The organism is Streptomyces sp. TOM-9, assembly GCF_056858595.1.
Window position 1 is genome coordinate 1,030,949 of sequence record NZ_JBXEQB010000001.1, and the last position, 25,948, is coordinate 1,056,896.

Sequence of the window (25,948 nt, forward strand, 5' to 3'; positions counted from 1 at the left end):
GGGCCGCCCCGCTCCCGCTTCGGCCCGGTCCCCGCCGAACGGACCGGGTGGCGGCCGGGTTCCCGCCGGGGGGCGGGGCGGGAGCGGGAGCGGGGCGGTCAGCGCACCTCGTTGAAGCGGATCGTGTTGCCCGCGGGGTCGCGGAATGCGCAGTCGCGGATCCCGTACGGCTGCTCGGTCGGCTCCTGGACGACCTCGGCGCCGCCCGCCACGAGCCGCTCGAAGACTCCGTCGAGGTCGGGCGTGGCCAGGGTGAGGCGGGCGTAGGTGCCCTTGGTCATCATCTCGGTGATGGTGCGGCGCTCGTCCTCGGTGATGGCCGGGTCGGCGGCCGGCGGCTCCAGGACGATCGACGTGCCGGGCTGGTCGGCGGGGCCGACGGTGATCCAGCGCATGTCGCCGTAGCCGACGTCGTTGCGGACCTTGAAGCCGAGGGTGTCGCGGTAGAAGGCCAGCGAGGCCTCGGGGTCGGTGTGCGGGAGGAAGGTCCAGTGAAGGGTGATGTCCATGCCCGTCACGCTAGCCGCGGCCCGCTCGCGGGGGCTTCTCCATTCCTGACCGATCCTCCCGGGCGCGCACGGTGCCCCCCTTGCTCAGAGCGCGCGACCCGGCAGGGACGCACACCACTGCTCCGAGGTCATCCGCCAGACGACCTCGATCCCCACCTCGCCGGGGGCGGACGGGCCTTCCGGTTCCGGTACGTGTGCGATCTCGGTGAAGCCGAGGCGGCGGGCGACGGCTCCGCTGGCGGCGTTGGCGGCGTCGTGGTGGATCTCCAGCCGGTCGATGCCGGTCAGGCCGAAGCCCTGGCCGACGAGTGCGGCGGCGGCCGCCGTGGCGAGTCCCCGTCCGGTCCACCGGGGGTGGAGCCAGTACCCGATCTCCAGTCCGCCCGCACCGATGCGGCGGTGGAGACCGCAGCTGCCGATCACCACGTCCTCCGACGTGATCGCGTAGGCGTACGCCTCCCCGCTCCCCCACTCGTCCTGGCTGCGGGCCAGGAAGCCGGCGGTGTCCCGTCTTCCGTGGCCCGCCGCCCAGGGCATCCAGGGCACCAAGTGGCCGAGGGACTCGTGGATGGCGTGGTCCAGGGCGTCGAGGTCGCCGGTACGCCAGCGGCGCAGTTCGACCTGGTCGGAGCGGAGGATCTCGGCGGGCACGTCCATTCCCGGATGCTCTCGCAGCCTCGCGGAGCCCGACAACGGCATTTCGCCTGGCAGCGGCGGCGGGGGCGGGGGGCCGTGCGGCCCGTCGAGTCCGCTCTGATATTCCTACCGGAATGACTGCAAATCCCACCGCCCTGGTCGATGTCTCCGAGTGGGCCGCCGCGTGCCGCGGCCGTACCGGGGACGTCCTGGCCGGTCTCGGTCATGCTCCCGATCTCCTGCGGACGGACCCGGGGACCGCGGCACACGTCCTCGACGCGCGTCTGGCCCGGGAGATCCCCGCTCTCCTCGACCGGGACGAGTGGGTCGAGCTCCACACGCTGCTGGTGGCCTGCCTCGCGGAGTTCCTGATCGGCGTGCACGGCGCACGCTGGGCATGGTGCGAGGACTCGGCCTCACCCGTGGGCGGCCGCTGGGTCGTCACCGGGTTCACGCATCCGCTGGGCGGGCGGACCTCGCCGGTCGACGTGGGCGCGCTCGCGGGCGACGCGCTGACGTCCGGGCCGGCCGTCAGCCTCACGGCACTGATCGACCGCGCGGAGCTGGCGTCCGGCCTCCGCGCCGTACGCGCCTGAAGGAAGGTTCCCGCCCTCAGTTCGCCGTCGGCTCCGCACGCGCCGGCCGTCCCTTCCCCGTCCGCAGGAGACGCAGGCCCGCGAGGCTCTGGAGGGTCATCGCGGCCGCCGCCGCGGTGGTGACCACGAAGCCGCCATGTGCCCCGAACGAGTCGATCGCCCAGCCGGAGACCGCCGCGGCGGCGGCCGAGCCCGCAGCGCTGGCGGAGCCGAGCCAGGAGAACGCCTGGGTCAGGACGGCCCGGTGGACGGCCGACTCGGTCAGCACGGAGAAGAGCACCAGAAGGGGCTGGATCGTGGCACCGGTCAGGAGGACGACCAACCCGAGCCCGAACGGTGAGCCGACCATGGGCAGCAGCAGCGTGCCGAGCAGGAGCGCACTGGTCGCCGCCAGCAGTTGCACCGGGGGCGCGGCGCCCCACCGGCGCGAGCCGTACACCCAACCGGCCAGCAGACCGCTGCAACTGGAGACGGTGAAGACCACGGCCGCGGCGCCCGGTGCGCCGTGCTCCACCGCGAAGGCGGTCACCGACACCTGCATGGCGCCGAAGAAGACACCGAGGGCGAGGTTGAGCCCCATCAGTACGAAGACCGCGCCGCACAGCAACGACCGGCCCGCACGGGCGTGTACGGCGCTGTCGGCCGCCGGCGGGGGCGCGCTGCCGCGCTGCGCCGCGAGGACCAGGCCGCCGGCCACCGACAAGGAGGCGGCGAGCACCACGCCGGCCGCGGGATGTCCGGCCGCGGCGAGCGCACTGACCAGCGCCGGGCCCACGAGGTAGGCCACCGCGTTGCCGATCGACTCCAGCGCGAAAGCGGTGGGCAGTTCCGCGGCGCGATCGGTGCGCAGCAGCGCCGCCCAGCGTGCCGCGGACATCGCGCTGAGCTGGGGAAGGCTGGCCCCGACCAGCGCACCGCCCAGCGTCATGAGGGCGTCGGAGGCGTCGGCGGCCACCAGGGACACCAGGACGGCTACCGCGAAGGCGTGGGCGAGCAGTGCGGGCGGCAGCACCCGGGTCTGCCCGAACCGGTCCACGAGCCGGGCCAGTTGGGGCGCCACGAGCGCGTCGGTCACCGCGAATCCGCCGCCGACCAGGCCGGCCGCGGTGAAGGTGCCGGTATGGCTGTGCACGAGCCAGACGATGCTGAGGCCGGTCATCGCGATGCCGACGCGTCCGAGCGACGCGGGCAGGAAGAAGGCCGCGGCGCCGGGGGTACGCAGCAGGGAACGGTAGTTCGCCGAGGGCACGGCGATTCCCTTTCGCTGCCCGGCGGGACGGCCCACCTGGGACGTCGGTGCCCGGATGTGCCGTCCCGTGGAAGCCGCCTGAAACCGTCCAGTGGTGGCGCGGAGAGGGGGCACGCGCCCCGCACCGACTCCATCACCGGGCAGAAATCTTGACGTGTTGTGAGTGGCCATCCTCGACGCCGGCGCGGGTGATGTCCATGCCCCGCGCACCGGCCGGCCGGTGCGCGGGGCAGTCGGCGCCGCGACCCTAGGCCGTGTGGTCCGCGGCCGCGTCGTGCGAAGGCGGTGGGGTGGCGATGACGAAGAAGGTGAAGTCTCCGCGTGCCTTCGCGTCGACGGCCAGGGGCAGGCGTAGCCGCCCGCAGGCCGCCATGGCTCTCACAGCGGACCGGCTCAGGCCGAGTCCGGTCATGAGCAGCTTCTCGACCCGGACGGGCGCAGGGAGGTCGAAACCGACGACGACCTCGAACGATGCCGGAGCGTCCTGCTCGATGTCGTAGAACGGCGTGTCGGTCTCCAGCTCCCATGTGCCGGTCCAGTCGAGCCGGTACCCGGCCCTTCCGGCCAGCGCCCCGTCCATCGTCAGATGCCGCACCATGGCCGGATCGTTGTTCTCGAACATCAGCAACCGCTCGTGGTCGAGTGCCTGTACGTGGACGCGCTCGTGGACGGGGATCTTCGACGTACGGCCGCACAGCTCGCAGCAGATCAGCATCCAGACGTCGAGGAGCTTGCCGCTCGCGTTCACGCGGAACTTGCCGCTGGGACGGTGGCGCGTGGACCTGCACGACACGCATGCCGTGACGATGGCGGGCAGAGCGAGCTCCCTGACCACCCACAGCGCTTTCCGGTCGACGTCGGAACCGCCGCCTTCAGCGGACACACGGATACTGCGGACCTCGTTCATGGCTTCGGCGAACTCCAGGGCTGACGGAGGAGGCGTCAGGGAGCGCGTCGCGGCGCTGTGAACTCCCCCGGATCCAGTGGCGTGAGGCCGGCGTCCGAGAGCGGAGCACACCGGCCGGCGCGACGTGGCACATCACGTCGCGTGAAGGAAGCCCGCACCGATCACGAGGTGCGGGCTTCGAACGGCACGCCGGAACCGGACGGGGAGTGACTCCAACCCGTCTTCATTCCGCACGTGCGCCACTGGTTACAGATCCATGGCCGAGATGATGTTCGACCAGCGGGCGGTCAGGCAACCGAATTTCCCGAAGGCCACGAACGGCGGGCGGGGCGGCGCATCGTGCGCCGCCCCGCCCGCGGGGTCACCGGGCCGGCGGTCAGCGGACCGAGCGCGCGGCTTCCTCGATGATGCGCGCGGACTCCTTGGGGTGGGACACGCTCACCGCGTGGGACGCGCGGACCTCCTCCACGTGGGACTTGGCGCGCTTGGCCATGAAGACCTGGAGCTCGCGGGGGATGTTCCGGTCGTTGGAGGCCACCAGGGTCCAGGAGGGGATGGTCTTCCACGCGGGCTCGCCGGAGGGCTCGTTCAGCGCGCCGCCGGACACGGGGCGCTGGGTGGCCGCCATGATCTCCGCGGTGTGTGCGGGGACGTCCGCGGCGAACTGCTGGTGGAACTTGGCCTGGTCGATGTAGAGGTCGACGCCCTTGGAACCGTCGGGCATCGTGACCGGCACCTGCTTCAGCGCGCCGCCGAGCGTGCTGCCCTCGAACTTCAGCGACAGGTTGAAGGCGTCCTCGCCCTTGTCGGGCATGAAGGCGGCCAGGTAGACCAGGGCCTTGACCTTGTCGGAGCCGTGGGCGGCGTTGGAGATCACGGCGCCGCCGTAGGAGTGGCCGGCCAGGACCACGGGCCCGTCGATGCTGTCCACCAGCTCCCGGACGTACGCGGCGTCGCTGGCCAGCCCGCGCAGCGGGTTGGACGCGGCCACCACGGGGTAGCCGTCGTGCTTCAGCTTCTTGACGACGTCGTTCCAGCTGGAGGAGTCGGCGAACGCGCCGTGGACCAGTACCACGGTCGGCTTGCGGTGGTGCGAGGGGGCGCCGTGCTCGCCCTTGGTGGCGCTGGCGGGGGCCATGGTCGCGGCGAGCAGACCGGCGGCGACGGTCACCGTCGCCATGACGGTGAGCGGGGTGCGGAGGGTCCGGTAACGGGCATGACGGTTCACAGGAAGGCCCTTTCGAGGCGGGAGGTGGTTGTGCGGTCCGGGCCCCGGGAACGAGGTCCGGCGGAGGGTGCGGCGGGATGCCGCCGCACGTCTGCGAGAGGTGGCTCGCGGCCGGCAACCGGGGACGTCCGGGTCCGGGACCACCAGGAATCACCGGTGCGGGCGCTTCTCGGGGAGGCCCGCGGGCAGGGGCGGCGCAGTGGCCCGGCCCCGCGCTCCGGCGGTGGGGTGGGTCAGTTGGTGTGCAGCGCGGTGTGCAGCGCGCGGGTGGCCTGCTCCATCGCGGCGGTGGTCGCCTGCGTGGGACGGACGGGGTTGAGCATCATGAAGTCGTGCAGCGTGCCGTTGTAGCGGACGCTGGTGGTGGGGACGCCGGCCTGCGTGAGCTTGCGGGCGTAGGCCTCGCCCTCGTCGCGCAGCACGTCGTTCTCGTCGGTGATGACCAGCGCGGGCGGCAGGCCCTCGAGGTCCTCCAGGCTCGCCCGCAGCGGCGAGGCGGTGATCTCCGCCCGCTCGGCCGGGTCGGTGGTGTAGCAGTCCCAGAACCAGGCCATGGCCTTCGCGGTCAGGTACGGGCCGTCTGCGAACTCCCGGTAGCTGCCGGTGTCCTGGGCCGCGTCGGTCACGGGGTAGTAGAGCGACTGGTGGACGAAGGTCACGTCGCCGCGCTGCTTCGCCATGATCGTCAGCGCCGCGGTCATGTTGCCGCCGACGGAGTCGCCGGCAACGGCCATGCGCGAGGCGTCCAGGCCCTCGTCCGCGCCCTTCCCGGTGATCCAGCGGGCCGTCGCGTACGCCTGCTCGATCGCGACCGGGTACCGGACCTCGGGCGAGCGGTCGTACTCGACGAACACCACCGCGGCATGCGCCATGACGGCCAGTTCGCGCACGAGACGGTCGTGCGTACCCGCGTTGCCGAGCACCCACCCGCCACCGTGCACGTACAGCACGACGGGCAGGACCTCCTCCGCGCCCACGGGCTTGACGATGCGCACGCGCACGTCGCCCACCTCGGCCGGCACGGTGATCCACTTTTCCTGCACGTCGTACTTCTCGACCGGCGCCGCCTGCAGGTCGTCGAGGACCTTACGGGCGCCTTCCGGACCGAGCTCGTAGAGGAATGGCGGCGTCGCCGTGGCGTCCGCGATTTCCTGAGCCGCAGGCTCGAGGACGGGCTTGCTCATTGTCGAACTCCCAAGTTCGGCACTCTCGTGCACTTCCTTCGCCCTTATGACAAAGGACCGGCTGAATATGTGACACCTCAGTGGACAATGTTCTTCTCACCGTGGTCGTGGGTGATCTCCTCGAATTCCCGCACGGTGGGCTTGGGAATCTGTGTTCCCTTCCCGTACAGGCCCCGGCTGAGCAGGGCCCGCAGTCGCTCCACACGGCCCGCCCTGCCGTCCGGGGAGAGGCGGATGGGCGCGTACTGCTCGTGCTGCGTGAGGAGGTGGAGTTGTTCGCGGCCGAGCGGCTGGTGGACTTCGACGTACTCGCCGTCCGGCAGGCGCTTGATGATCCCGGTCTCGCGGCCGTGCAGGACCTTGTCGCGGTCGCTGCGCTGGAGGGCGAGCGCCCAGCGCTTGGTCACGCCGTACACCACGAAGGGCACGACGAACAGGCCGACGCGGACGGCCCACGTCACGGAGTTGACCGACATGTGCAGGCGGATGGAGATCACGTCGTTCGCGGCGCCCAGCAGCGCCACCGCGTACACGCTGACCCACGCGGCGCCCAAGGCGGTGCGCACCGGCCGGTTGCGGGGCCGGTCGAGGATGTGGTGGTCGCGGTTGCCGTCCTTGGTGACCCATGCCTCGACGAACGGGTAGGCCCCCAGGGCGAGGAAGAGCCCGGCGCCCGCCAGCAGCGGCACGAGGTTGTCCAGCGCCAGGGTGTGGCCCCAGAAGACGACCTCCCAGCCGGGCATGACGCGCAGCAGGCCGTCGAGCACGCCCATGTACCAGTCGGGCTGTGAACCGGCGGTGACCTGGTCGGGCCGGTAGGGGCCGTACAGCCAGATGGGGTTGATCTGCGTGGTCGAGGCGATGATGAGGACGACCCCGCTGACCAGGAGGAAGTACGCCCCGGACTTCACGGCGTACACCCGGAAGGGCAGGCCGACCACGTTCCGCTCGGTACGTCCGGGCCCCGGGTACTGCGCGCGCCGGTGACGGCGCGCCAGGACCAGGTGGGCGACGAGGATGCCGGCCATGAGGGCGGGGATCACCACGACGTGGAGCGTGTTGAAGTGCGCGATCAGGTCCTTGCCCGGGTACTCGCCCCCGAAGAGGTACATCGACAGGTAGGTCCCGACGACCGGTATCGAGAGGATGGTGCCGTTCACGACCATGAGTCCGGTCCCGGAGAGCAGGTCGTCCGGGAGGTCGTAGCCCGTCAGTCCCTCGAACATGCCCAGGACCAGCAGGGAGAAGCCGAGCACCCAGTTGAGCTCGCGCGGCTTGCGGAACGCACCGGTGAAGAACACCCGGAGCATGTGGGCGAACATGCTGGCGACGAAGATCAGCGCCGCCCAGTGATGGGCCTGGCGGATCAGCAGGCCGCCGCGCACCTCGAAGGAGATGCGCATCGTCGAGTCGAAGGCCTCGGACACCATTTGGCCCTGCAGCGGTGCGTAACTGCCGTGGTATTCCACCGGCGTCATCGACGGATGGAAGTACAGCGACAGGTACACCCCCGTCAGGACGAGGATGAAGAAGCTGTAGAGGGATATCTCCCCCAGCATGAATGACCAATGGCTGGGGAATGCCTTCCGCATCCCGGACGATCTGGTACGTCTGTCGACGCCCAATCGTTCGCCGACCCATTCGGCGACTTTCACCCCCCGGTCCGGCGGTCGTTCCGAATCGGCGGGCCGGCTGTCACCGTCCATGTTCCTGTCACCATTCATGTTTCACCCATGGCGGGTCGCGGGTCGGCACTCTCGTGCACCTTCCGTCAATACGACCGATCACGCGGCGAAAGTGTGACGTGTGCCGTCTGCGCGGTAATGCGGAAGGGAGTTTCGCGCCTTGCTCACGGGGGGGGGACCCGCACGGGGACAGCTCCGCCGGCGGCCGGCGCGTGGGCTCAATGTCACAAGGTCCGCACGGACCCGGTCTCACCACTAGGACCGGAATCCGGTGCCATGTCGGTGTGGTGGGCGAGGGAGGTCGGGGGTCATGGATTTCTCCGGTGACGCGGTGCCGATCGCGGAGCTGCTGGACGAACGTCGGCACTTGCTGGACGTGGCGTTGTGGATGGTGGGCGGCTCGGCGGAGGCCGAGGCGGTCGTCGACGAGGCCTACCGCCGGTGGTTCGAGCTGCCGGAGGCGGCCCGCCGGTCGATCGATCCGCCCGGGGCGTGGCTCGTGAAGACGGTCGGCGCGATCTGTCTGGAGCGGCTGGCCACGTCCGCCGGGGGAACCGTCCCGTCCGTGGCGGACACGGAACGGCCGGGCATGGGAGCCGAGCTGGAGCAGGAGATCGGTGAGGTCCTGCTGACGGCCCTGGCCGCGCTGTCGCCCGTGGAGCGGGCGGCGTTCGTGCTCAACGACTGCTTCGGGATGGCGCTGGGCGCCGTGGCGGACGTGGTGGGGCGGTCGGAGCCGGAATGCGCCGAGCTCGCCGATCGTGCGCGGCTGACGATCCGCGCCTGCCGGTCGCATCCGGTGACGCCGGAGGAGCAGGACGCGGTGGCGCGCGCGGTGCGCGCGGCCTGCGTGGGCGGCGACGTGGTGCGGCTGACGTCGCTGATGTGTCCGGACGCCACGGCCTTCTTCGACGGTGGCGGGAAGATCCGGGCGCTGGTCCGGCCGGTGCACGGCGCCGAGGCGGTCGCGCGCAGTCTGCTGACCTTGCTCGCGCACCGCCAGCGGGTGGCCCTGTCCGCCCACTCCGTGAACGGCCGCACCGGTCTGGTGGCCCGCTACGAGGGCCAGGTGGTGGCGGTCATCAGCCTGGACGTCGCCGACCACCGCGTCTCGCAGGCCTGGATCGTCCTCAACCCCGACAAGCTCCGGCCCTGGAACCATCCGGCCCGTCCCGTGCGCACCCTCGGGCCCTGACGGCTCCGCGAGCCCTTCACGCCCCGGCGTCCGGGGCGAGGAGGGCTTCCAGCGGGGCGAGGTTCCCCGTCCGGGCCGCCGAGACGAAGGTCTCCAGGAGGCGCTGGTGCTCCGCGGCGTCGACGGTCCCGCGGGGCTTGTCCACCACGTGTTTGCGGGCCCGGCTGACGATCTTGCGGACGTTGACGATGCTGAGCTGGAGTATCTCGGCGATCTCCGGATAACCGTAGTCGAACGCCTCACGCAGGACGTAGGCCGCGCGTTCCGTGGGGTTCAGCCGCTCCAGGACCAGCAGCAGGGCGAACTCCACGGCCTCCGTCCGCTGGACGCCCGCTTCGGGGTCCGCGCTCGTGTCCACGGGCTCGGGCAGCCAGGGTCCGATGTAGGTCTCCCGGCGCACCCGGGCGGATTGTGCGACGTTGATGGCCAGCCGGGTCGTCGTGGTCGAGAGAAAGGCGGCCGGGCTGAGCACCGCGGAGCGGTCGGTCCGTTGCCAGCGCAGCCACACCTCCTGCACCACGTCCTCGGCCTCGGCGGCGCTGCCGAGCACGCGGTACGCGATGCCGAACAGGCGTGGCTGGAGTTCGACGAACGCTGAGGCCGCCTCGTCGAGGCTCGGTGCGGAGGGGGACGGCTCGGCGTCCGCGTTCCGCCGGTCAGAGGTCATTTACGGGCAGCCCCTGGCCGTGTGACACAAGGGTGTCACACGATGCATTACATGGGTGGCCACTACACGGTCTCTGCTCACCGAGCGTCACGATCTCTCCATTCACGTCCGCTGAATAGACCGGAAAGGGCCCGATCATGTGACAGAAAGGGGCGGGAGAAAGTCGTCGCCGGCACCGGAACAACAGGCTTGCGGAGAGCGCATGGTGTGTTCCATGGGCTCACAACCCACCGTTGCCTCACATCATACGCTGGACAAACGGGGCAAAAGGTATGTCGAGTCCGGCACTTCGCCAAAAACCGCACAGATTCGGCCCTCTGCCGCCAGAGAAAGAGTGACACGTTATTCATCCGTGGTGGAAAGTTCCGCATACACGAATGCCAATGTGACGGAACGTGACGGGCCCGGTCGGGACGCACGCGCCTCCAGGGGCTACGAGAGCCCCTGGAGGTAGCGGATGAGGTCGGCATCGGTGTCGTCCGCGCGGAGGCCGGACACGACGTCGTGGACGGCGCGCTCCAGGAGCGGCACCCCGAGCCGCAGCACGTCCTGCGCGACCGGCGTGAGGTGCACGTCCACGCTCCGCCGGTCGTGCGCCGAGGTGCGCGTGGTGATCAATCCCCGGTCGCGCAGCCGGGTCACCAGCCGGCTGGTCGCGGACTGGGTCAGGCCGATCGCGTCGGCAAGTTCGTCGAAGTGGAGCTGGCCCTCGGCGTCGCGGATGCTCTCCTGGAGGGCTCGCAGGGCATGGAACTCCCGTGCGCTCACGCCCAGTTGCCCGTGCAGAGCCCGCTCGACGCGGTTCTCGATGCGGCGGTGGAGCCGGTCGAGCGCGCCCCACCTCCCGCTCAGCGTCGCCTTCCCGGCGTTCACACTCCGGCGTGGTCGCCCGCCCGCGGCTCCGCGGGACGCCGGGGGGTGGCGCTCGTGACGAACGCGTCCCGCGGGTGCTGCACGGAGGCGAGGGAGACGAGGTCCCGGCCGAACAGGGCGGCGGTGAGCCAGACGGTGAGCACCCGGACCTTCCGCTCCCAGGTGGGCACCGCGAGCACGTGGTAGCCGCGGTGCATCAGCCAGGCCGGGAACCCCTTGATGACGATGGCCTTGTACTGGAAGATGCCGCGTCCCAGGCCCAGCGTGGCGACCACGCCGAGGCTGCTGTGGCGGTAGTCCCTGGCCCTGCCGCCGCGCAGGCTCGCGACGATGTTCTTGGCCAGGCGCTTGCCCTGCCGGACCGCGTGCTGGGCGTTCGGCACCGTGTGTGCCCCCGGCACGGGCGAGGCCAGGTCGGGCACGGCCGCGTCGTCCCCGGCCGCCCACACGTCCGGCACCGGCTCGGCGTCCGTACCCACCCGCAGGTCCGGCCGCACGATGAGCAGGCCGCGCTCGTCGACCGGCAGGTCGGTGTGGTTGTGCACCACGGGGTTCGAGGCGTTGCCGGCGGTCCAGACGATGAGTTCCGAGTCGAACTCCTCCCCGGTGGACAGCACGACGTGCCCGTTCTCGGCGGAGACCAGCTGGGTGTTCAGGTGCACATGCCCGCCGCGGCGCTCCAGGTGGCGCACGACCCAGGCCCCGGGCCCGTCGGTCACCTCGGGCAGGATGCGGCCCCGCGCCTCCACCAGGTGGAACGACAGCTCCTCCAGGCTCAGTTCCGGGTAGGACTTGAGCATCGCGGTCGCCAGCGACAGCAGCTCACCGAAGCCTTCGACACCGGAGAACCCACCGCCCACGAAGGTGACGGTGAGCAGCTTCCGCCGCTCGGGCCCCAGGGGCAGCGAGGCGGCCTGGTCGAACGCCGTCAGCAGCCGGTCGCGGATGGCGACCGCCTCCTCGACGTGCTTCAGGCCGATGGCGTGCCGGGCCAGGCCCGGGATGGGGAAGGTACGGGTCACGGCTCCCGCGGTGACGACGAGGGTGTCGTACCGGAGTTCGTACTCCTCCCCCTTCACGGGCCGGACGGTCACCGTGCGGTCGGCGTGGCGGATCCCGGTCACGCTGCCCGCGACCAGCCGGGACTTGTGCAGGTGCCGCCGCATCGACACGGCGGCGTGGCGTGCCTCCACCGAACCTGCGGTCACCTCCGGCAGGAACGGCTGGTACGTCATGTAGGGACGCGGGTCGACGACGGTGACCCGCGCCTCCCCGGGCCGCAGCGTCTTCTCGAGGCCCCAGGCCGTGTAGAAGCCCGCGTAGCCGCCGCCGACGATCAGGATCTCGCGCATGATTCCCTCTGTTTCTCTCCGTCACCAATAAGACAGCGCAGGCCCTGCCGGTGTGACAGAGCATGTCCGCTCAGTGGTGAACACTGTGATCGCGACGGGGATGTATGGGGATGTTTCCCACCAGAAAGACCGTTTTGGTGGCTGTCCGCAGGCCCTCCGCTCGCCGGACGGATCAACACTGTCTGCTACGTTCCTGAGGACTCGACGTCAGCCGTCCCGGGCCGACGTCCACGGCGACGCCACGCGCGCCCCCCACTTCGCCTTCCTTCTTCTGGAGCTCCACGTGCGCACAGCACTCCTGTCCGCCGTACTCGTCAGCACCGTCGCGCTCGCGCCGTTCGCCACGGCGTGCACGGACGGCCCTCCCCCGGACGACGCCCACGCCTCGCCGCCCGCGACGGCCCTGCGCGGGGGTGCCGTCTGCTCCGCCCACTTCAGCTTCGCCACCGACGTCTCCTGCGGCCTGACCGACTTCGGCGACGTGCGCTTCCACTGCGCCGACGAGCTCACCGGTACGTGTCCGAGGACCCGCTCCGTTACGCTGGAGAACATCGGCAGGACGCCGGTCAGGCTCGTGGCCGTCAGCGGATCGGCGCCCGGCGAGAGGCACGAGACGGTCACCGGGACCCTGCCCTCCGGGGGCCGGCGGGTCCTGACGCCCCGCGCGGGCGACACCTACCTCTACGACATCCTCCTGCGCGCGGACAACGGTTTGGCCGCGGTGGGCGTCGTCGCCGTCTCCTGACGCCACGGAGCTGTCACACACGCGCGGGCAACCCGGTCTCCCCGTCAGGGGCGTGGTCATGGACGGCCGACCGGAGCGGCCGGCACACGCCCCACCGGTGCGCCACGGCGCACACGACGCGAGCGAGGGACGGTAGGCATGTCATACCCAAAGCAGGTGTACTTCGGGGACAGCGGCGAGGTCAACGCCAACTTCCGCCCGGCGAGCGCCCCTCCGAACGTCGGCCAGGCCGGGGACGGCATTCACTACCTGGCGACCACGGACATGACGCGGGGCGAGTACGGGCTCTACCGCGTCATGATGAGGGCGAACGCGGGCGGTCCCAAGACGCACTTCCACCGGACCATCTCGGAGTCCTTCTTCATCCTCAACGGCACCGTCCGTCTCTACAACGGCGAGAAGTGGGTGGACGCCCAGGAAGGCGACTTCCTGCACGTCCCGCAGGGCGGGCTGCACGCCTTCCGCAACGACTCCGACGCCCCGGCGGAGATGCTGCTGCTCTTCACGCCGGGCGCGCCGCGTGAGGAGTACTTCGAGCAGATCTCGCAGATGGGCAACGCCACGGCGGAGGAACGCGCCGCGTTCCTGGACAAGCACGACTCGTACTTCGTCGACTGACCGGAGCCCCTCCCCCGGCGCCGCGCGCCCCCCGGGCGGTGCCGGGGGCCCGTGCGCTCACTTGTCCAGGACGGCGAGTTTCGTCGGGCTCATCATCCACATCACCCGGTCGATGCCCTCCGGTGTGACGCTCAGCGTCAGGACGGCGTAGACCGTACCGTCGCGGGACAGCTTCATGCCGGGCCCGCCGTTCACCTGGACGGGCTCCACGGTGGCGCCGACCCAGAACCGGTCGGCGAAGGCGTGGATGTACTTGGCCACCCGCTGACGGCCCACGACGGGGAACTTCGAGGCACGGACCTCGCCTCCGCCGTCGGAGTACGAGACGACGTCCTCGGCGAACATGTCCTCCAGCACCCCCACCTCCCCCGCCTTCGCGGCCGCCACGAACGCCGTCAGGAAGCGCTGGCGGTCGGCGGTCACGACACCGGCCCGCTTCTCCGCCGCCAGGTGCTTGCGCGCCCGGCTCACCAGTTGGCGCGCGTTGGCGTTGGACTGCCCGATGATCTCCGCGATCTGCGCGTAGGGGTACTCGAAGGCCTCCCGGAGCACGTAGGCGGCACGTTCCGCGGGCGTGAGCTTCTCCAGGAGCATCAGCACCGCGACCTCCAGCGCCTCCCCGTTCACGGCTCCCAGCGCGGGGTCGCTCTCGGTGTCCACCGGCTCCGGCAGCCAGGGTCCGACGTAGGTCTCACGCCGGGCCCTGGCCGACTGCAGCACGTTGATGGCGAGCCTGGTGACCGTCGTCGCGAGGAACGCCGGGGGGTTCTCCACCTTGGAGCGGTCGTAGGTCTGCCAGCGGATCCACGCCTCCTGCAGGATGTCCTCGGCCTCGCTCACGCTGCCGAGCATGCGGTAGGCGATGCCGAACAGGCTGCCACGGGCGGCCTGGAACTCCTCCTGTGCTTCCTGGAGGTCGTCGGCGTCATCCACTGCGTCGTCCTCGGTCGGCGTCGTCCGCGGTCGGGACGCGCCCGTCGGTCAGGACAGCCAGTCCCGGTAGTGGGTGGGGGCGATGCGGGCGGCTTGCCCACCGACGAGGACGTCGCCCTGGGGGACGGCGAACATGCCCGCGGTGTCGTCGACGACGACGGAACGCCCGTCGCCCTTGGCGGCGATGGTGATCCGGCCGATCTCGTCGAGGGAGAAGACATCGGGCCCGGCGATGTCCACGGTCCCGTTGAGCGGGGGACCCGAGGCGACCTCGGCGACCATCCGCGCGACGTCGGCGGCGGCGATCGGCTGGAGCGGGGTGTGCGGCAGCCGGACGGTGTCGCCGTCGGTGGTCCAGGACATCGTCGCGTCCATGAACTCCATGAACTGCGTGGCGCGGACGATGGAGTACGGGATCGAACTCGCCTTGAGGATGTCCTCCTGGAGCACCTTCGCCCGGTAGTAGTCCAGCTCCGGCACCTGGTCCACACCCACGATGGAGAGGATGACCATGTGACCGACGCCGCCCTTCTCACAGGCGGCGATCAGGTTGTCCATCGACGTCTGGAAGAACGCGGGCGAGGCCTCGTCGAAGGTCGGCGAGTTCGTGAGGTTGACGACGACGTCCGCGCCCGCGACGGCCTCCACGACGCCCTCGCCGCTCAGGAGGTCCACGCCGGTGGACAGGGAGTGCGGCACGGCCTCCTGGCCGGCCGCTTTGAGGTCCTTCACGACCTGCGAGCCGATGAGCCCGGTTCCGCCGATGACTGCGATTTTCATGGCTTTGCCCATCTCCCGATGCCTGTGACCGGTTAATGCCCCTACCTGCTTAACGTACCTTCGCGGCACTCGACGCGCCTGGTCTGCCGCGGAGGCCGCCCGAGGGCACGCCGGACCGCGCCGCACGGTGCGACGGGCAGGCGGTGTCAGGGCGTGCAGGCCGCCATCACCCGAAGGGGCGGCGGACGGGAACTCCCCGCCGCGCCCGGCGGCGGCCCGCCCGGAACCCGCCCGGCCTCCACCCCGGGGGCGGCCGCCTGCGCGGGAACGGGAACCCGCTGGAGGGCGACGATGGCGACGTCGTCGCTCAGCGGGCCCCTGAGGTGCCGGCACAGGTCTTCCCGTACGTGCCGCACGAGGCCGCCGGGCTCGTCGCCCGTCCAGGAGGCGACCCGGTCCTGGAGGGGGTAGAAGGTGCCCGCCGGGTCCCGGGCCTCGGTGACGCCGTCGGTGTAGAGCAGGAGGACGTCCCCAAGGGCGAAGGGGAAGGTGTCCTCGTGGTGGTCGTGGGGGGCCAGGCCGCCCAGGCCGAGGGGCGGCCCGCAGCGGCGGGGCTCCAGGAGGGTGACGCGTCCGCCACCGGAGACGAGGGGCGCGGGGTGGCCGCAGTTGACCGCGCGGATGACCCGCCGGTCGTCCGGTATCTCCAACACCAGCGCGGTGACGAAGCGTTCGGCGGCGTCGTCGTGGTTCTCCCCGAACTCCTCCAGGTGGGTGCGCATGCTGCCCTCCAGGTGCGCGGCCACTTCGGACAGGGTGGCGCAGCGAGGTGCCGCCTCCCTGAACGCGCCGACGCCGGCCGCCACTTCGTGGATCCCCTGCAGGCCCTTGCCGCGGACGTCACCGATCAGCATCCGCGTCGCTCCGGGGACGCGGGCGGCCGCGTAGAGGTCGCCGCCGACGGTGGCGTGGGCGTCCGAGGCCTGGTAGGCGGCGGCGACGCGCAGCGGGCCGATCCGGTCGGGGAGCGGGCGCAGGACGACTCGCTGCGTGATCTCGGAGACCGCCCGTACGGCGGTCAGCTCCAGCTGTTGGTGCTCCTGGCGGACGCGGAACACGACGGCGACCACGGACAGCACGAGCACGGCGGCGTCCTGTGAGGTGGTGACCGGCGGAACCCCCGTGGGGCTGACGACGAGGCCGGTCCCGGCCGCGGCGACGATCAGGACGGCTCCTGCGGTCAGCGCGGCACCGGCGAACCTCGCCGCCGCCGAGGCGGCCACGAGCGTCGCCGCCCAGCCGACGGCCGGTGCGCACAGCCCGTCCAGGACGCTCACGGCGGCGAGGAGGAGGAGCGCGACGGCGGCCTGTATCCCCGGCCCCCGCGAGCGGGGGGCGGGGCGGTTGCGGAGCGGAAGGGAGGGGATCACATGCGCTGCCTTTCCGTGCGGGGGCATTGCGTGGCCGCGCGGTCGCGCCCGTGTGCGGCGCTGCGCCACCGTTCCGGCTTTCCGGGTACGACAGGACATCCACCGCATATGTGACATGGAACCCATCCGCTTCCGCCGCGCCATCCACCCCCGACCGATATTGTTCGACATATGACGAACATCGAACAAGGGAAGCCCATAAGCGTCCGACCCGGATCAGGCGGTGGCCTGCCGCGTCTTCCGCCAGCGCTCGACGTAGTCGCGGCGCTGCATCCTCCGCCGTTCGTCCTCCGTGGTGCCGCCCCAGATCCCGTCGAGACGACCGGCCGACAGCGCCGACCGCAGGCACTGAGCCATGACGGGGCACCGCAGGCACACGGCCTTGGCCTCCTGGATCTGCGCCATTCCCGGGCCGCTGCTGCTGATGGGGAAGAACAGCTCCGGATCCTCCTCGCGGCACGCAGCGTCGTAACGCCAATTCATGAAGACCTCCTGGTGGGGGCGGGCCGGGACTCTTCATGGAGACCAGTGGATCGACGTGGCTGTGACGCCCGATATGCCGCGCTTGGGTGCCCCGCGGGCCACCCGGGCGTCAATCGCTCGGGCCCGCGGGTGAGTTCACGTGGAATTCACCTCCGGCGTGTCACAAGTTGATCAGCTGATTGGTCAGAGTCGTTGATCGGGTCCGGGCCTCTCCCGGGATGACGAAGGGCGGACCATGCAGACCACAGTCATGTGCGGCGGAAAGGCGCCCGCACCGTGAGCGACCCGACCCGGTGGCCCGGGCTGTCCACGGCGAAGGACTACGACGGCACGGCCTTCTCCCCCATCTACACGACGTCCGTGACCGTCAGCGGCGGTGAGGTGAGCCACGGACGGGCATCGGGACGGGCCCGGTCGTCCGACGGGATGCTCGACCTCGTGCTGCGGCTGCCCCCCGAACTCGGCGGGGAGAGCGGCGGCACGAATCCGGAACAGCTGTTCGCCGCCGGGCTCGCAGCCTGCTTCCACGGCGCCCTCAGCCTGGTCGCCCGGCAGGCCGGCCGCAACCCCGCGACGATCGCGGTGGAGGCCTCCGTCGCCTTCGGCCGGGACCCCCTGGACGGCGGCTACCTGGTGCGGGCGGACCTGGTGATCACCTGGCCCGGGACGGACGCGGCGACCGCCGCTCCCCTCCTGAGGCGGGCGGACTCGCTGTGTCCCTACACCAAGATGCTGGCGCGGGGGACGCCGGCGACGCTCACGCTGGCTCCCTGAGCCTCACGCGTAGTGCACGTCGCTGACGTCGATCGAGACGAGCAACGTGTCGCGCCGCGGGCTGCCGTCCTCGGCGCGGAGGTGCACCCGGCGCTTCGAGGGCATCCGCAGCCCCTGGGCCTCGACGTAGTCGTGGACGTACTGCGCGCACGCGAAACCGCCCGCGATCTCCACGTGGTAGTCGTAGCGGCGCAGCCGGAGGGCCTCGTCGAAGTAGAAGTCCTGCTGACGGGAGTGGGTGGCCACGTCCTCGGGGAACGTGGCGCGCAGGCCCCGCCACGTCTCGTCGCCCTCGCGCCACGCCCCGATGCCGGAGACGGTGACGCCCGGGCCGGCGAGCAGGAAGGGGGTGGTCAGGTAGGTCCACAGGGCGTAGCCGTTGAAGTAGGCGCGGTCCAGCGCGTCCCAGGGGGTGGTCATCGTGTGCCCCGCGAAGTGGGACCGGGGGTCGCCGCGCTCGGCGACGACCGTACCGTCGGCCTTCTCGATCGCGACACGGCCGGGGGTGAAGTCGGTCCGCTGGTCCGGCGCGCCATAGGGGCGCAGGGACGCCCGCTCCTCGTGGAGCCACACGGTCATGCTGCGGGGCGCCGGGTCCTGCGGCACGCCTTTCAGCGCCCACAGCTCGCCGCCGGTGACGATCGTCGCGCGGACCTCGCGGAACCGCGCGTAGCGGTCACCGCCGCCGTGCGCCCGAAGGATCTCCGCCAGGTACCGGTCCATGGCCGTTCGCTTCCGTCGCCTGGCCCCGAGTACGTGGGACGAGTCTTCCAGGGAGCCGCCCGCGGGGCATCACGGCACTGTTGGTCGCCGAACCACGGCTCCGCCAGGTCCTCACCGGAGTACCCTTGAGACACCAGGAGCACTTCGCACACGGGCCCTCATGCCGGTGTCGTTCCCGGCGAACGGCCATCTCGGGCAAGCGGGAACGCCCCCGGAGTCAGGTCCGTGCCATGAAGATCATCGTCCATCGCCCACTCATCGCTGATGGGCAGGACTCCTCACCACCGATACCGCCGCCCCGGTTGGTACTGAAGCCGGCGCATGCCGCCCAGGGTCTGCTGGACGGAGCCTGGTGGCCTCGTTCCCGCGATCTCACGCGTGAACTCCCGGCCCTGATCGGCACGCTGGACCGCTGCTGGGCGCGGGTGACCCGAGTCGCGGTGCACCCCTCGCTCTGGCCCGTGATCCCGCGCAGGGTGCCCGCCTCGGGACATGTCGTCCACGTCGGCTGGTTCACCGAACAGGACGCGAACAAACTGCTGCTGCTCTCCTACACCACGGGCCGCCTCGATCTGCTGGTCATCCCGCCGGAATGTGACCTGGCCGCAGCGACCCGGCTGATGGCAGCCGCGGCCGACCCCCGGTGCCGACGCACTGCGAGCGGCATCCTGGCGGACGACGAACTGCTCCCGGCCGCGGGAACCGACGGCCGGGACGAAGCGGACTGGGAGTCGGAAGGCGGAGCCGCGTCCGCGGCCGACACGGTCGTGGTGCCGGTCCGCGCGGGAGGGGTGTGAGCGTGATGACGTTCCTCGTCAGCCTGGCCGCGCTCCTCGCGATGATCGCCGTGGGCACCTTCCTGATCCGTGCGCTCAACGAGCGCCACGACCAGCGGATCGCCGCCTTCCGCTACGGCGATCTCCTTCCGTACCGTCGTCGCCGGACCGTCGCCGTCCCGGAGGACAGCGCCGGCGATCCCGGGAACCCACCGGCCGGGACGGTGCAGGAAGAACCGCGAGGCGGAAGCCGTCGTCTGCTGCGATCCACAGGTTCGACGGCAGCGAGTGCGCGGCGACCCGAACGGCTGCTGGCCTCGCCTCGTCGGGTCACCGTTGCGGACCGCCCGCCGTCCGCGGCGCACACCGTGCGGACGGCACCGCCCCGGACCGCGCTCGCCGAGGTCCGCATCATCGCCGCGTCCCCCGAGGCCGCCCGCCGGGTCGCCGAAACGCTCCGGAGGCACTTCGCGGGGACGGAACAGCGCAGCTACCCGGCAACTCCCGAAGGTGGCACCCGCCTGCACCTCACGGTCGACACCACGCAGGGCCCCGGAGCCGTGGAGTCGTTCCAGTCCGGAGCGGGCACGGGCCATCCGGCCCCCACCGGCCGCCCGCACGAGGGAGAGATTCGGGCGGCTCGACCGGCGTCGGGCAGCGATGACACGGGCGAAGCGGCGAAGACCCGCGAACGAGCGGACACCGCCCGGGCCCGCCGGGCCGACTGGCCGCCGGCAACCGCCTGGGGGTGATGTACCGGCCCGTACCCGATCGGGCCGGCAGGCGGCTGGGGCGGGCGAACCCGGGTCGCCCGGCTTCACGGCGGGGCCCGGACCGGCGACAGACCGCCGGTGCGGGCCCTGTTGGGCGCTTCCCCCTGGCATCCGCGACGGCACCCGCGTGCTGGGGATACGGCTCTCCGTGTCTCAGCGTCGGGAGTCCGGCAGCAGTAACATGGAGGTGAACTGGCGCACTCTCACGTGCGGCAGTTTGGAAGGGCGGCCCTGGCGTGTGAATGCGCCGGGGCCGTTGTGTCGGCGGTTGCGCGAGGCTCTCGCACCGGGGTGCGGGAGCGCGGGTCGTCGCGCGTGGGGCGGAGGGGACGCGCCGCTTCGCCGGGACCGGCGTCACGACCCGCGGGGAGGGGTGCCCGTGTCGATGAGGATCTGTTCGGCCCCTTGGACGTTGCCGGCCGCCACCGCCTTGGCCATCGCGGCGCGTGCCGCATCGGGCGTCGCCTGTGGCGGAACCACCAGCAGGGAGAAGTGGTCCCGCTCGCCCCGGGTGATCAGGACCGTTCCGTCACCGACGGCGAAGGAGTCGATGTGGACGACCCGGTCGTCGATGGTCAGGCGCGTGGGGAGTTCGTCCCAGGCGCTCGCGTCCAGGCCGACGCGCGTGATGGGGCCCAGGTGACGGACCAACTCGGTGATCAGGCTGGGAAGCTCCGAGGCGATGTCGCGGGAACGCGGCCACCACGCACCGTCGAGGATGCCCTGGCGGTCGGGGGTCGTCTCCAGCCTCAGTACTGCCGTCCCGGGTTTCACTTCTCGCTGGATCTCATCCGCAAGGGCTTCGGGAGGGTGGGGGGTGTCGGAGTCGGCCATGGTGTTCTCGCTCGTCTTGTCGTCTTCAACGTACTCCCCGCACCGGCGTGCCGTCCCGCCGTTCCAAGGCGCCCATCGCGTGCCGGGCCCGCCAGGCGACCACACCCGGCAGAAGGGTGCGCACCGCTTGGACGCCGCGCAGCCAGGGCTGTACGTAGACGGCGGGCGCGCGGCGTTCGATGCCCCGCACGAGCCGCTCCGCCGTGTCCTCGGCGGGGTAGGTACGGCTCGCCGGCCAGGGCATGAGGGCCCTCAGTTCGCGCAGGGGCGCGTCGTACCGGGCATCGCGGATCATCTCGGTGTCCGTCCAGCTCAGGTAGGCGACGCCCACGGCGACGCCACGGTGGGCCACCTCGGCGCGCAGGGAGTGCGTGAAGGCCTCGACCCCTGACTTGGAGGCGCAGTAGGCGGACATCAACGGGGCGGCGCCGATCGCCGCGAGCGAGGAGACCTGCAGGTAGTAGCCGCGGGTGGCCAGCAGTTGTGGGAGGAAGGCCCGGGCGGTCAGAGCACTTCCGACGAGGTTGACCTCGATGATCCTGCGCCAGGTCGCCATGGAGCACTCGCCGAAGGGGCCCGCGGAGGCGATCCCGGCGTTCGCGACGACCACGGATGCCGGCCCGAACTGCCCCGTCACCTCGTCGGCAGTGCGGCGCAGGGCGGCCTCGTCCGTGACATCGAGGTGCCAGGCCCGCGCCGGACCGGGCACGCCGGCGGCCGCCCACTCCAATTCCTCCGGTTCCAGTCCGAGCAGCGCGACACGGGCGCCGCGGGCCGCGAGGAGGTGCGCCACCGCCCGCCCGATGCCCCGGGAGGCGCCGGTGACCACGGCCGTACGTCCCAGCAAGGGCAGGGAGTCCGTCACCTTGGTCCTCCCGCTGCGACGAGGAAACTCCGCAAACACGCCTATAACGACCGTAACCGAGGGCAGAAGAACAGGCGTGCGGTGAACACGAAGGTCACCGGAGGTACTCATGGCAGTTCGGCACAGGCTGGTCCGCGGCGCGCCGGAGGACGTGTGGGCCGTGCTGGCCGACGGCACGCGTTACGGGGACTGGGTCGTGGGTCCGTCGTCGTCCCGGCGCGGCGACGGCGACTGGCCGGCGGTCGGCTCCAGCATCGAGTACACCGTGCCGCTGGGCCCGGTGAAGCTGACCGGCGAGACGATCGTACGGATCTGCCGGCCCCCTCGGCTGCTGGAACTGGAGGCCTTCAGCGGATGGCTCGGCTCCGCGCGGATCGCGATCGACCTGCGCCCCTGGGGCAAGGACACCCTGGTCATCGTCGACGAGCATCCGCTGCGCGGCCCCGGCGGCCTGTTCCACAACGCCGCGCTGGACGCGCTGCTCCAGGTCCGGCACCGCAGCATGCTCAGCCGGCTGGCCGACGCCGTGGAGGCCGACGCGGCACGCGAAGGCACGGACGGCGGCTGAACGGCGCCGGCGACGGGAGGCACCCATGGCGGACGCGGTCGTGATCGGCGCGGGCCCCAACGGCCTGGTCGCCGCCAACCTGCTGGCCGACGCCGGATGGGGCGTGGAGGTACTCGAGGCCCAGGACGAGCCCGGCGGCGGAGTCCGCTCCGGGCGGGACGTCCATCCCGAGTTCGTCCACGACCTGTTCAGCTCCTTCTACCCCCTCACGGCCGCCTCGCCGGTCATCCGCGGGCTCGATCTGCACCGTGAAGGCCTGCGGTGGAGCCACGCGCCGGCCGTCGTCGCCCATCCGCTGCTCGACGGCCGCTGCGCGGTGCTGCACCGGCGTGCCATCGACACGGCCGCGGTCCTCGACACGGAGACCGCCGGCGACGGCGCGGCATGGCTCCGGCTGTGCACGATCTGGGGGCGCCTCGGCGACGACCTCGTCGATGCCCTGTTCACACCCTTCCCGCCGGTACGCCCGGGCCTGCGGCTCGCGGCACGGCTGCGCGCGGGCGGTGGGCTGCGCATGGCACGCACCCTGGTGCTTCCCGTGCGCCGTCTGGGCGAGGAGGAGTTCCGGGGCGAGTTGGGCCCCTTGCTGCTGGCCGGCTGCGCGCTGCACGCCGATCTCGCCCCGGAAGCCGCGGGGAGCGGAGGATTCGGCTGGCTCATGGCCATGCTGGGGCAGACGTACGGTTTCCCCGTGCCCGTCGGCGGCGCCGGAGCGCTCACGGCCGCCCTCGTCGGGCGGCTCCGCAGACGCGGCGGGACGCTGCGGTGCGGAGCGCGGGTGACGGAGGTCGTGGTGCGCTCCGGCCGGGCGGTGGGGGTCCGTACTGCCGACGGCGACGCGGTGCCGGCACGCCGCGCAGTCCTGGCCGACGTGTCCGTGCCCGCGCTGTACGGGCAGCTGGTCAAACGGGACGACCTCCCGGACCGGGTCCTGGAGGATCTGCGCCGCTTCCAGTGGGACTTCGCGACCTTCAAGGTGGACTGGGCCCTGGAGGGCGCGGTGCCGTGGTCGTCGTCCGCGGCGGCGCAGGCGGGCACCGTGCACCTGGCCGAAGGTGTCGACGAACTGACGCGGTTCGCCGCGCAGATCGCCATGGGGCAGGTGCCCGAGCGGCCCTTCCTCCTGTTCGGGCAGATGACCACGGCAGACGGGTCGCGTTCCCCGTCCGGTACGCAATCCGCGTGGGCGTACACCCACCTCCCCCACCGTGTCCGCGGCGACGCGGGCGGGGCGGGCATCACCGGCACCTGGACCCGCACCGACCAGGACCTGATGGCCGACCGGGTCGAAGCACAGGTCGAGCGGTACGCACCCGGCTTCCGCTCACTCGTCGCCGCCCGCCGTGTACTCGCCCCGCCCCAGCTCGAGGCGAACGACGCCAACCTCCACGGCGGTGCCATCAACGGGGGCACCGCGGGCATGCACCAGCAGCTGGTCTTCCGCCCCCTCCCGGGAACGGGACGTCCGGAGACACCGATCTCGGGACTCTTCCTGGCGTCCGCGGGGGCCCATCCGGGCGGCGGCGTGCACGGCGCCCCGGGCGCCAACGCCGCTCATGCCGCGCTGCGATCCCGTTCCCCGAGCCGCCTGCTGAGCAGGGCGCAGCGTGCCCTCACCCGCCGCGGCCGCACGGGGCGCTCCACCTGATCCGCCGTGTCCTTCAGGCCTGGGTGACGCAGACGCAGGCGGATTCGTCGTTTCCCCGGAACCAGATTCCCCGCCCTTGCGGAACTCGCTGACGTCCGACTTCTACAGAGAGATCATCAGCCGGGCAGCGGCACGGTCGCTGGCGTGGCCTTCGAGCGCCGCCCCGCGACGATGCATTCGGGTCAATCGCCATGGCTAAAATGTGGAGCTTTCAAGCGGAATTTCCGCCCTCGATATGATGGGGAAATGGCGAAGGGCAAGAGCGACGAATGGCTGACCGCTGACGAGCAGCGCGCCTGGCGCACCTATCTGGAGGTCGGCACGCTACTGCTCCACCAGCTCGGACGCGACCTGGAGCCGTTCGACCTCACCATCAACGACTACGAGATCCTGGTGAACCTCTCGGAGTCGCCCGAGCACCGCATGCGGATGAGCGACCTGGCCCGCGCCACCCTGCAGTCCAAGAGCCGGCTGTCGCACCAGATCAGCCGCATGGAGAACGCCGGCCTGGTCCGCCGCGAGAACTGCGAGTCCGACCGGCGCGGGCTGTTCGCCGTCCTCACGGACGAAGGCTGGGAGACCATGCGCAGGGTCGCCCCGCACCACGTCGCCGCCGTACGGGAGCACTTCATCGACCTGCTCCCCGCCGAGGACCAGGCGGCCCTCCGCAAAGCCCTCACCCCGGTCGTCGAGCACTTGCGCGCGGTGCACGGTACGGCCTGAGGAGCCACTCGCGTCATACGTGACGAATGCCCATACAAGGGGCGTTTTGGATACCGGCGCCAGGGCAGGCGTCAGCCTGAGGGGGGTTCCCGTAAGTGCTAGGGAGTCGACCCCATGTCAACAGGGACACTTCTGGCGATCATCATCCCCGTGGTGGTGATACTCGCCCTGATCGCGGTGGCGTCCACCCTCTTCATGCGCCACCGGCGCCTGAAGGAACGGTTCGGCCCGGAGTACGACCGGACGGTGGAAGGCGCCGACAGCCGCAAGGACGCCGAGCGGGACCTCGCCGCACGCACCAAGCGTCACGACTCGCTGGACATCAAGCCGCTGCCGAGCGGTATCCGTGACCGCTACGCGCGGGAGTGGACCAGCGTCCAGGAGGAGTTCGTCGACCGGCCCGAGGACGCGGTCCACGACGCCGACAGCCTGGTGGGCTCCCTGATGCGCGACCGCGGCTACCCGACCGAGAACTTCGACCAGCAGGTCAAGGACCTGTCGGTGGAGCACGGCCGGACCCTGGACCACTACCGGGCGGCCCACGAGGTCAACGACCTCAGCACCCGGCACGAGGCCACGACCGAACAGCTGCGCGGCGCGATGGTCCACTACCGCGCCCTGTTCGACGAACTGCTCACCGACGGCGGTGGGCGGCGCCACGCCCGGGCCTGAACGAAGGACCCGTCCCGGAACACCCCATCTGGAGAGGCGGAGAACCATGGAACGCGAGCGTGCCTCCCGCGGAAGCGGTCTGGCCACCGAAGACCTCGCAGAGACCCACGCACCTGCCGGCCCCGGGCAGGACCGCCCGGAAGCGGCCTCCCGGGCACCGGAGTACCCAGGCGAGAGCACCGGAACCCGGGGCGGACCGCCCCCGGAGGACATGGCGGGCACTCCTGTCCAGGAGACCGCCTCGGATGAGGCCCCGCAGTTGCTGGGTTCTCAGGACCAGGAGAACTTCCGCGACCGTTGGCAGCGGATCCAGAGCGAGTTCGTCGACGACCCCCGCGATGCCGTGCACGCCGCCGATGAGTTGGTGGCAGACGTCATGCAGAAGTTGGCATCGACGTTCGCCCAGCACAAGGGGGACCTGGAAGGCCAGTGGACCCGTGGCGAGCAGGTGAACACGGAGGACCTGCGCACGGCGCTCCGGCGCTACCGGTCCTTCTTCAACCGCCTGCTGTCCACCTGAGTCCGGCGCGGCGGGGCGCTGCCCAGGCGGCGTCCCGCCCAACGCTGTCCGGGTGACGTCGC

28 protein-coding genes and 1 pseudogene are annotated in these 25,948 nt (G+C 71.4%); 12 read left to right on the top strand and 17 right to left on the bottom strand.

Annotation, left to right across the window (positions count from 1 at the left end):
* Positions 1 to 98: 98 nt before the first annotated feature.
* On the bottom strand, positions 99 to 509 hold the full coding sequence (locus AC1VWI_RS04765; protein ID WP_499509647.1) for a VOC family protein: 411 nt from the start codon (positions 507 to 509) through the stop codon (positions 99 to 101).
* Positions 510 to 593: 84 nt separating this feature from the next.
* Positions 594 to 1,166 carry a GNAT family N-acetyltransferase gene (locus AC1VWI_RS04770; RefSeq protein ID WP_499509648.1) on the bottom strand — a complete coding sequence of 191 codons (573 nt, stop codon included), beginning with the start codon at positions 1,164 to 1,166 and terminating at the stop codon, positions 594 to 596.
* 113 nt (positions 1,167 to 1,279) lie between these two features.
* Here AC1VWI_RS04770 and AC1VWI_RS04775 point away from each other — a divergent pair, with 113 nt between their 5' ends.
* Positions 1,280 to 1,741 (top strand): hypothetical protein, encoded by a 462-nt coding sequence (locus AC1VWI_RS04775; RefSeq protein ID WP_499509649.1) that lies wholly within the window; start codon positions 1,280 to 1,282, stop codon positions 1,739 to 1,741.
* Between the two features lie 16 nt (positions 1,742 to 1,757).
* Here AC1VWI_RS04775 and AC1VWI_RS04780 read toward each other — a convergent pair whose 3' ends face one another.
* The 5 genes from AC1VWI_RS04780 to qcrB all read right to left on the bottom strand — a co-directional run bounded on the left by AC1VWI_RS04780 (position 1,758) and on the right by qcrB (position 8,015).
* Positions 1,758 to 2,990, bottom strand: coding sequence for an MFS transporter (locus AC1VWI_RS04780; protein ID WP_499509650.1), 1,233 nt, complete (start codon positions 2,988 to 2,990; stop codon positions 1,758 to 1,760).
* A gap of 247 nt (positions 2,991 to 3,237) precedes the next feature.
* Positions 3,238 to 3,873: a DUF1062 domain-containing protein gene (locus AC1VWI_RS04785; protein ID WP_499509651.1), complete on the bottom strand. Its 636-nt coding sequence runs from the start codon at positions 3,871 to 3,873 to the stop codon at positions 3,238 to 3,240.
* A gap of 400 nt (positions 3,874 to 4,273) precedes the next feature.
* Positions 4,274 to 5,125, bottom strand: coding sequence for an alpha/beta fold hydrolase (locus AC1VWI_RS04790; protein WP_499509652.1), 852 nt, complete (start codon positions 5,123 to 5,125; stop codon positions 4,274 to 4,276).
* A 233-nt stretch (positions 5,126 to 5,358) separates the two neighbouring features.
* Entirely contained in the window at positions 5,359 to 6,309 is a 951-nt protein-coding gene (locus AC1VWI_RS04795) for an alpha/beta hydrolase (RefSeq protein ID WP_499509653.1), read from the bottom strand.
* Positions 6,310 to 6,386: 77 nt separating this feature from the next.
* Positions 6,387 to 8,015, bottom strand: coding sequence for a cytochrome bc1 complex cytochrome b subunit (gene qcrB / locus AC1VWI_RS04800; protein ID WP_499509654.1), 1,629 nt, complete (start codon positions 8,013 to 8,015; stop codon positions 6,387 to 6,389).
* 289 nt (positions 8,016 to 8,304) lie between these two features.
* Between qcrB and AC1VWI_RS04805 the strand changes: the two genes are divergently transcribed.
* Positions 8,305 to 9,189 carry a sigma-70 family RNA polymerase sigma factor family protein gene (locus AC1VWI_RS04805; protein WP_499509655.1) on the top strand — a complete coding sequence of 295 codons (885 nt, stop codon included), beginning with the start codon at positions 8,305 to 8,307 and terminating at the stop codon, positions 9,187 to 9,189.
* A gap of 25 nt (positions 9,190 to 9,214) precedes the next feature.
* Here the strand turns inward: AC1VWI_RS04805 and AC1VWI_RS04810 are convergent.
* The 3 genes and pseudogenes from AC1VWI_RS04810 to AC1VWI_RS04820 form a co-directional block, all read right to left on the bottom strand.
* Positions 9,215 to 9,856, bottom strand: a pseudogene (locus AC1VWI_RS04810) (sigma-70 family RNA polymerase sigma factor); the annotation flags it as partial.
* 432 nt (positions 9,857 to 10,288) lie between these two features.
* Positions 10,289 to 10,729: a MarR family winged helix-turn-helix transcriptional regulator gene (locus tag AC1VWI_RS04815; protein WP_499509656.1), complete on the bottom strand. Its 441-nt coding sequence runs from the start codon at positions 10,727 to 10,729 to the stop codon at positions 10,289 to 10,291.
* A complete protein-coding gene (locus AC1VWI_RS04820) occupies positions 10,726 to 12,081 on the bottom strand; it encodes an NAD(P)/FAD-dependent oxidoreductase (protein ID WP_499509657.1) in 1,356 nt (451 codons plus the stop codon). Before AC1VWI_RS04820 ends, AC1VWI_RS04815 begins: the two co-directional genes overlap by 4 nt.
* Positions 12,082 to 12,364: 283 nt before the next feature.
* On the opposite strand from AC1VWI_RS04820, the gene AC1VWI_RS04825 reads away from it, so the two are divergent.
* Together AC1VWI_RS04825 and AC1VWI_RS04830 are read left to right on the top strand one after the other, a co-directional pair.
* Positions 12,365 to 12,826, top strand: a complete 462-nt coding sequence (locus tag AC1VWI_RS04825) for a hypothetical protein (RefSeq protein ID WP_499509658.1) — start codon at positions 12,365 to 12,367, stop codon at positions 12,824 to 12,826.
* 138 nt (positions 12,827 to 12,964) lie between these two features.
* Entirely contained in the window at positions 12,965 to 13,444 is a 480-nt protein-coding gene (locus AC1VWI_RS04830; protein ID WP_499509659.1) for a cupin domain-containing protein, read from the top strand.
* A gap of 57 nt (positions 13,445 to 13,501) precedes the next feature.
* Here the strand turns inward: AC1VWI_RS04830 and AC1VWI_RS04835 are convergent, their stop codons facing one another.
* From AC1VWI_RS04835 to AC1VWI_RS04850, 4 genes are all read right to left on the bottom strand, one after another.
* On the bottom strand, positions 13,502 to 14,377 hold the full coding sequence (locus AC1VWI_RS04835) for an RNA polymerase sigma-70 factor (protein ID WP_499509660.1): 876 nt from the start codon (positions 14,375 to 14,377) through the stop codon (positions 13,502 to 13,504).
* A 48-nt stretch (positions 14,378 to 14,425) separates the two neighbouring features.
* Positions 14,426 to 15,157, bottom strand: coding sequence for an SDR family oxidoreductase (locus AC1VWI_RS04840; RefSeq protein WP_499509661.1), 732 nt, complete (start codon positions 15,155 to 15,157; stop codon positions 14,426 to 14,428).
* Between the two features lie 146 nt (positions 15,158 to 15,303).
* Positions 15,304 to 16,527, bottom strand: coding sequence for a PP2C family protein-serine/threonine phosphatase (locus AC1VWI_RS04845; RefSeq protein WP_499509662.1), 1,224 nt, complete (start codon positions 16,525 to 16,527; stop codon positions 15,304 to 15,306).
* Positions 16,528 to 16,743: 216 nt separating this feature from the next.
* Positions 16,744 to 17,010 (bottom strand): WhiB family transcriptional regulator, encoded by a 267-nt coding sequence (locus tag AC1VWI_RS04850; protein ID WP_499509663.1) that lies wholly within the window; start codon positions 17,008 to 17,010, stop codon positions 16,744 to 16,746.
* Positions 17,011 to 17,286: 276 nt separating this feature from the next.
* Here AC1VWI_RS04850 and AC1VWI_RS04855 point away from each other — a divergent pair, with 276 nt between their 5' ends.
* Positions 17,287 to 17,784, top strand: coding sequence for an Ohr family peroxiredoxin (locus AC1VWI_RS04855; protein WP_499509664.1), 498 nt, complete (start codon positions 17,287 to 17,289; stop codon positions 17,782 to 17,784).
* Positions 17,785 to 17,787: 3 nt separating this feature from the next.
* On the opposite strand, the gene AC1VWI_RS04860 is transcribed toward AC1VWI_RS04855, so the two are convergent.
* Entirely contained in the window at positions 17,788 to 18,507 is a 720-nt protein-coding gene (locus AC1VWI_RS04860) for a hypothetical protein (protein ID WP_499509665.1), read from the bottom strand.
* A 302-nt stretch (positions 18,508 to 18,809) separates the two neighbouring features.
* Between AC1VWI_RS04860 and AC1VWI_RS04865 the strand changes: the two genes are divergently transcribed.
* Both AC1VWI_RS04865 and AC1VWI_RS04870 read left to right on the top strand, forming a co-directional pair.
* The gene (locus AC1VWI_RS04865) at positions 18,810 to 19,304 is read left to right on the top strand and encodes a DUF5994 family protein (RefSeq protein WP_499509666.1); all 495 of its coding nucleotides are present in this window, start codon (positions 18,810 to 18,812) and stop codon (positions 19,302 to 19,304) included.
* On the top strand, positions 19,301 to 20,035 hold the full coding sequence (locus AC1VWI_RS04870; protein ID WP_499517068.1) for a hypothetical protein: 735 nt from the start codon (positions 19,301 to 19,303) through the stop codon (positions 20,033 to 20,035). The genes AC1VWI_RS04865 and AC1VWI_RS04870 overlap by 4 nt, the downstream gene beginning before the upstream one ends.
* Before the next feature lie 375 nt (positions 20,036 to 20,410).
* Here AC1VWI_RS04870 and AC1VWI_RS04875 read toward each other — a convergent pair whose 3' ends face one another.
* The gene (locus AC1VWI_RS04875; RefSeq protein WP_499509667.1) at positions 20,411 to 20,890 is read right to left on the bottom strand and encodes a DUF5994 family protein; all 480 of its coding nucleotides are present in this window, start codon (positions 20,888 to 20,890) and stop codon (positions 20,411 to 20,413) included.
* 25 nt (positions 20,891 to 20,915) lie between these two features.
* The gene (locus tag AC1VWI_RS04880) at positions 20,916 to 21,755 is read right to left on the bottom strand and encodes an SDR family oxidoreductase (protein WP_499509668.1); all 840 of its coding nucleotides are present in this window, start codon (positions 21,753 to 21,755) and stop codon (positions 20,916 to 20,918) included.
* A gap of 109 nt (positions 21,756 to 21,864) precedes the next feature.
* Here AC1VWI_RS04880 and AC1VWI_RS04885 point away from each other — a divergent pair, with 109 nt between their 5' ends.
* The 5 genes from AC1VWI_RS04885 to AC1VWI_RS04905 all read left to right on the top strand — a co-directional run bounded on the left by AC1VWI_RS04885 (position 21,865) and on the right by AC1VWI_RS04905 (position 25,886).
* On the top strand, positions 21,865 to 22,323 hold the full coding sequence (locus tag AC1VWI_RS04885; protein WP_499509669.1) for an SRPBCC family protein: 459 nt from the start codon (positions 21,865 to 21,867) through the stop codon (positions 22,321 to 22,323).
* A 25-nt stretch (positions 22,324 to 22,348) separates the two neighbouring features.
* Positions 22,349 to 23,971, top strand: coding sequence for a phytoene desaturase family protein (locus tag AC1VWI_RS04890; protein ID WP_499509670.1), 1,623 nt, complete (start codon positions 22,349 to 22,351; stop codon positions 23,969 to 23,971).
* Between the two features lie 246 nt (positions 23,972 to 24,217).
* A complete protein-coding gene (locus tag AC1VWI_RS04895) occupies positions 24,218 to 24,694 on the top strand; it encodes a MarR family winged helix-turn-helix transcriptional regulator (RefSeq protein WP_499509671.1) in 477 nt (158 codons plus the stop codon).
* Between the two features lie 114 nt (positions 24,695 to 24,808).
* Complete coding sequence (locus tag AC1VWI_RS04900) at positions 24,809 to 25,366, top strand: hypothetical protein (protein WP_499509672.1); 558 nt, start codon at positions 24,809 to 24,811, stop codon at positions 25,364 to 25,366.
* Between the two features lie 211 nt (positions 25,367 to 25,577).
* Positions 25,578 to 25,886, top strand: a complete 309-nt coding sequence (locus tag AC1VWI_RS04905) for a hypothetical protein (RefSeq protein ID WP_499509673.1) — start codon at positions 25,578 to 25,580, stop codon at positions 25,884 to 25,886.
* Positions 25,887 to 25,948: the final 62 nt, after the last annotated feature.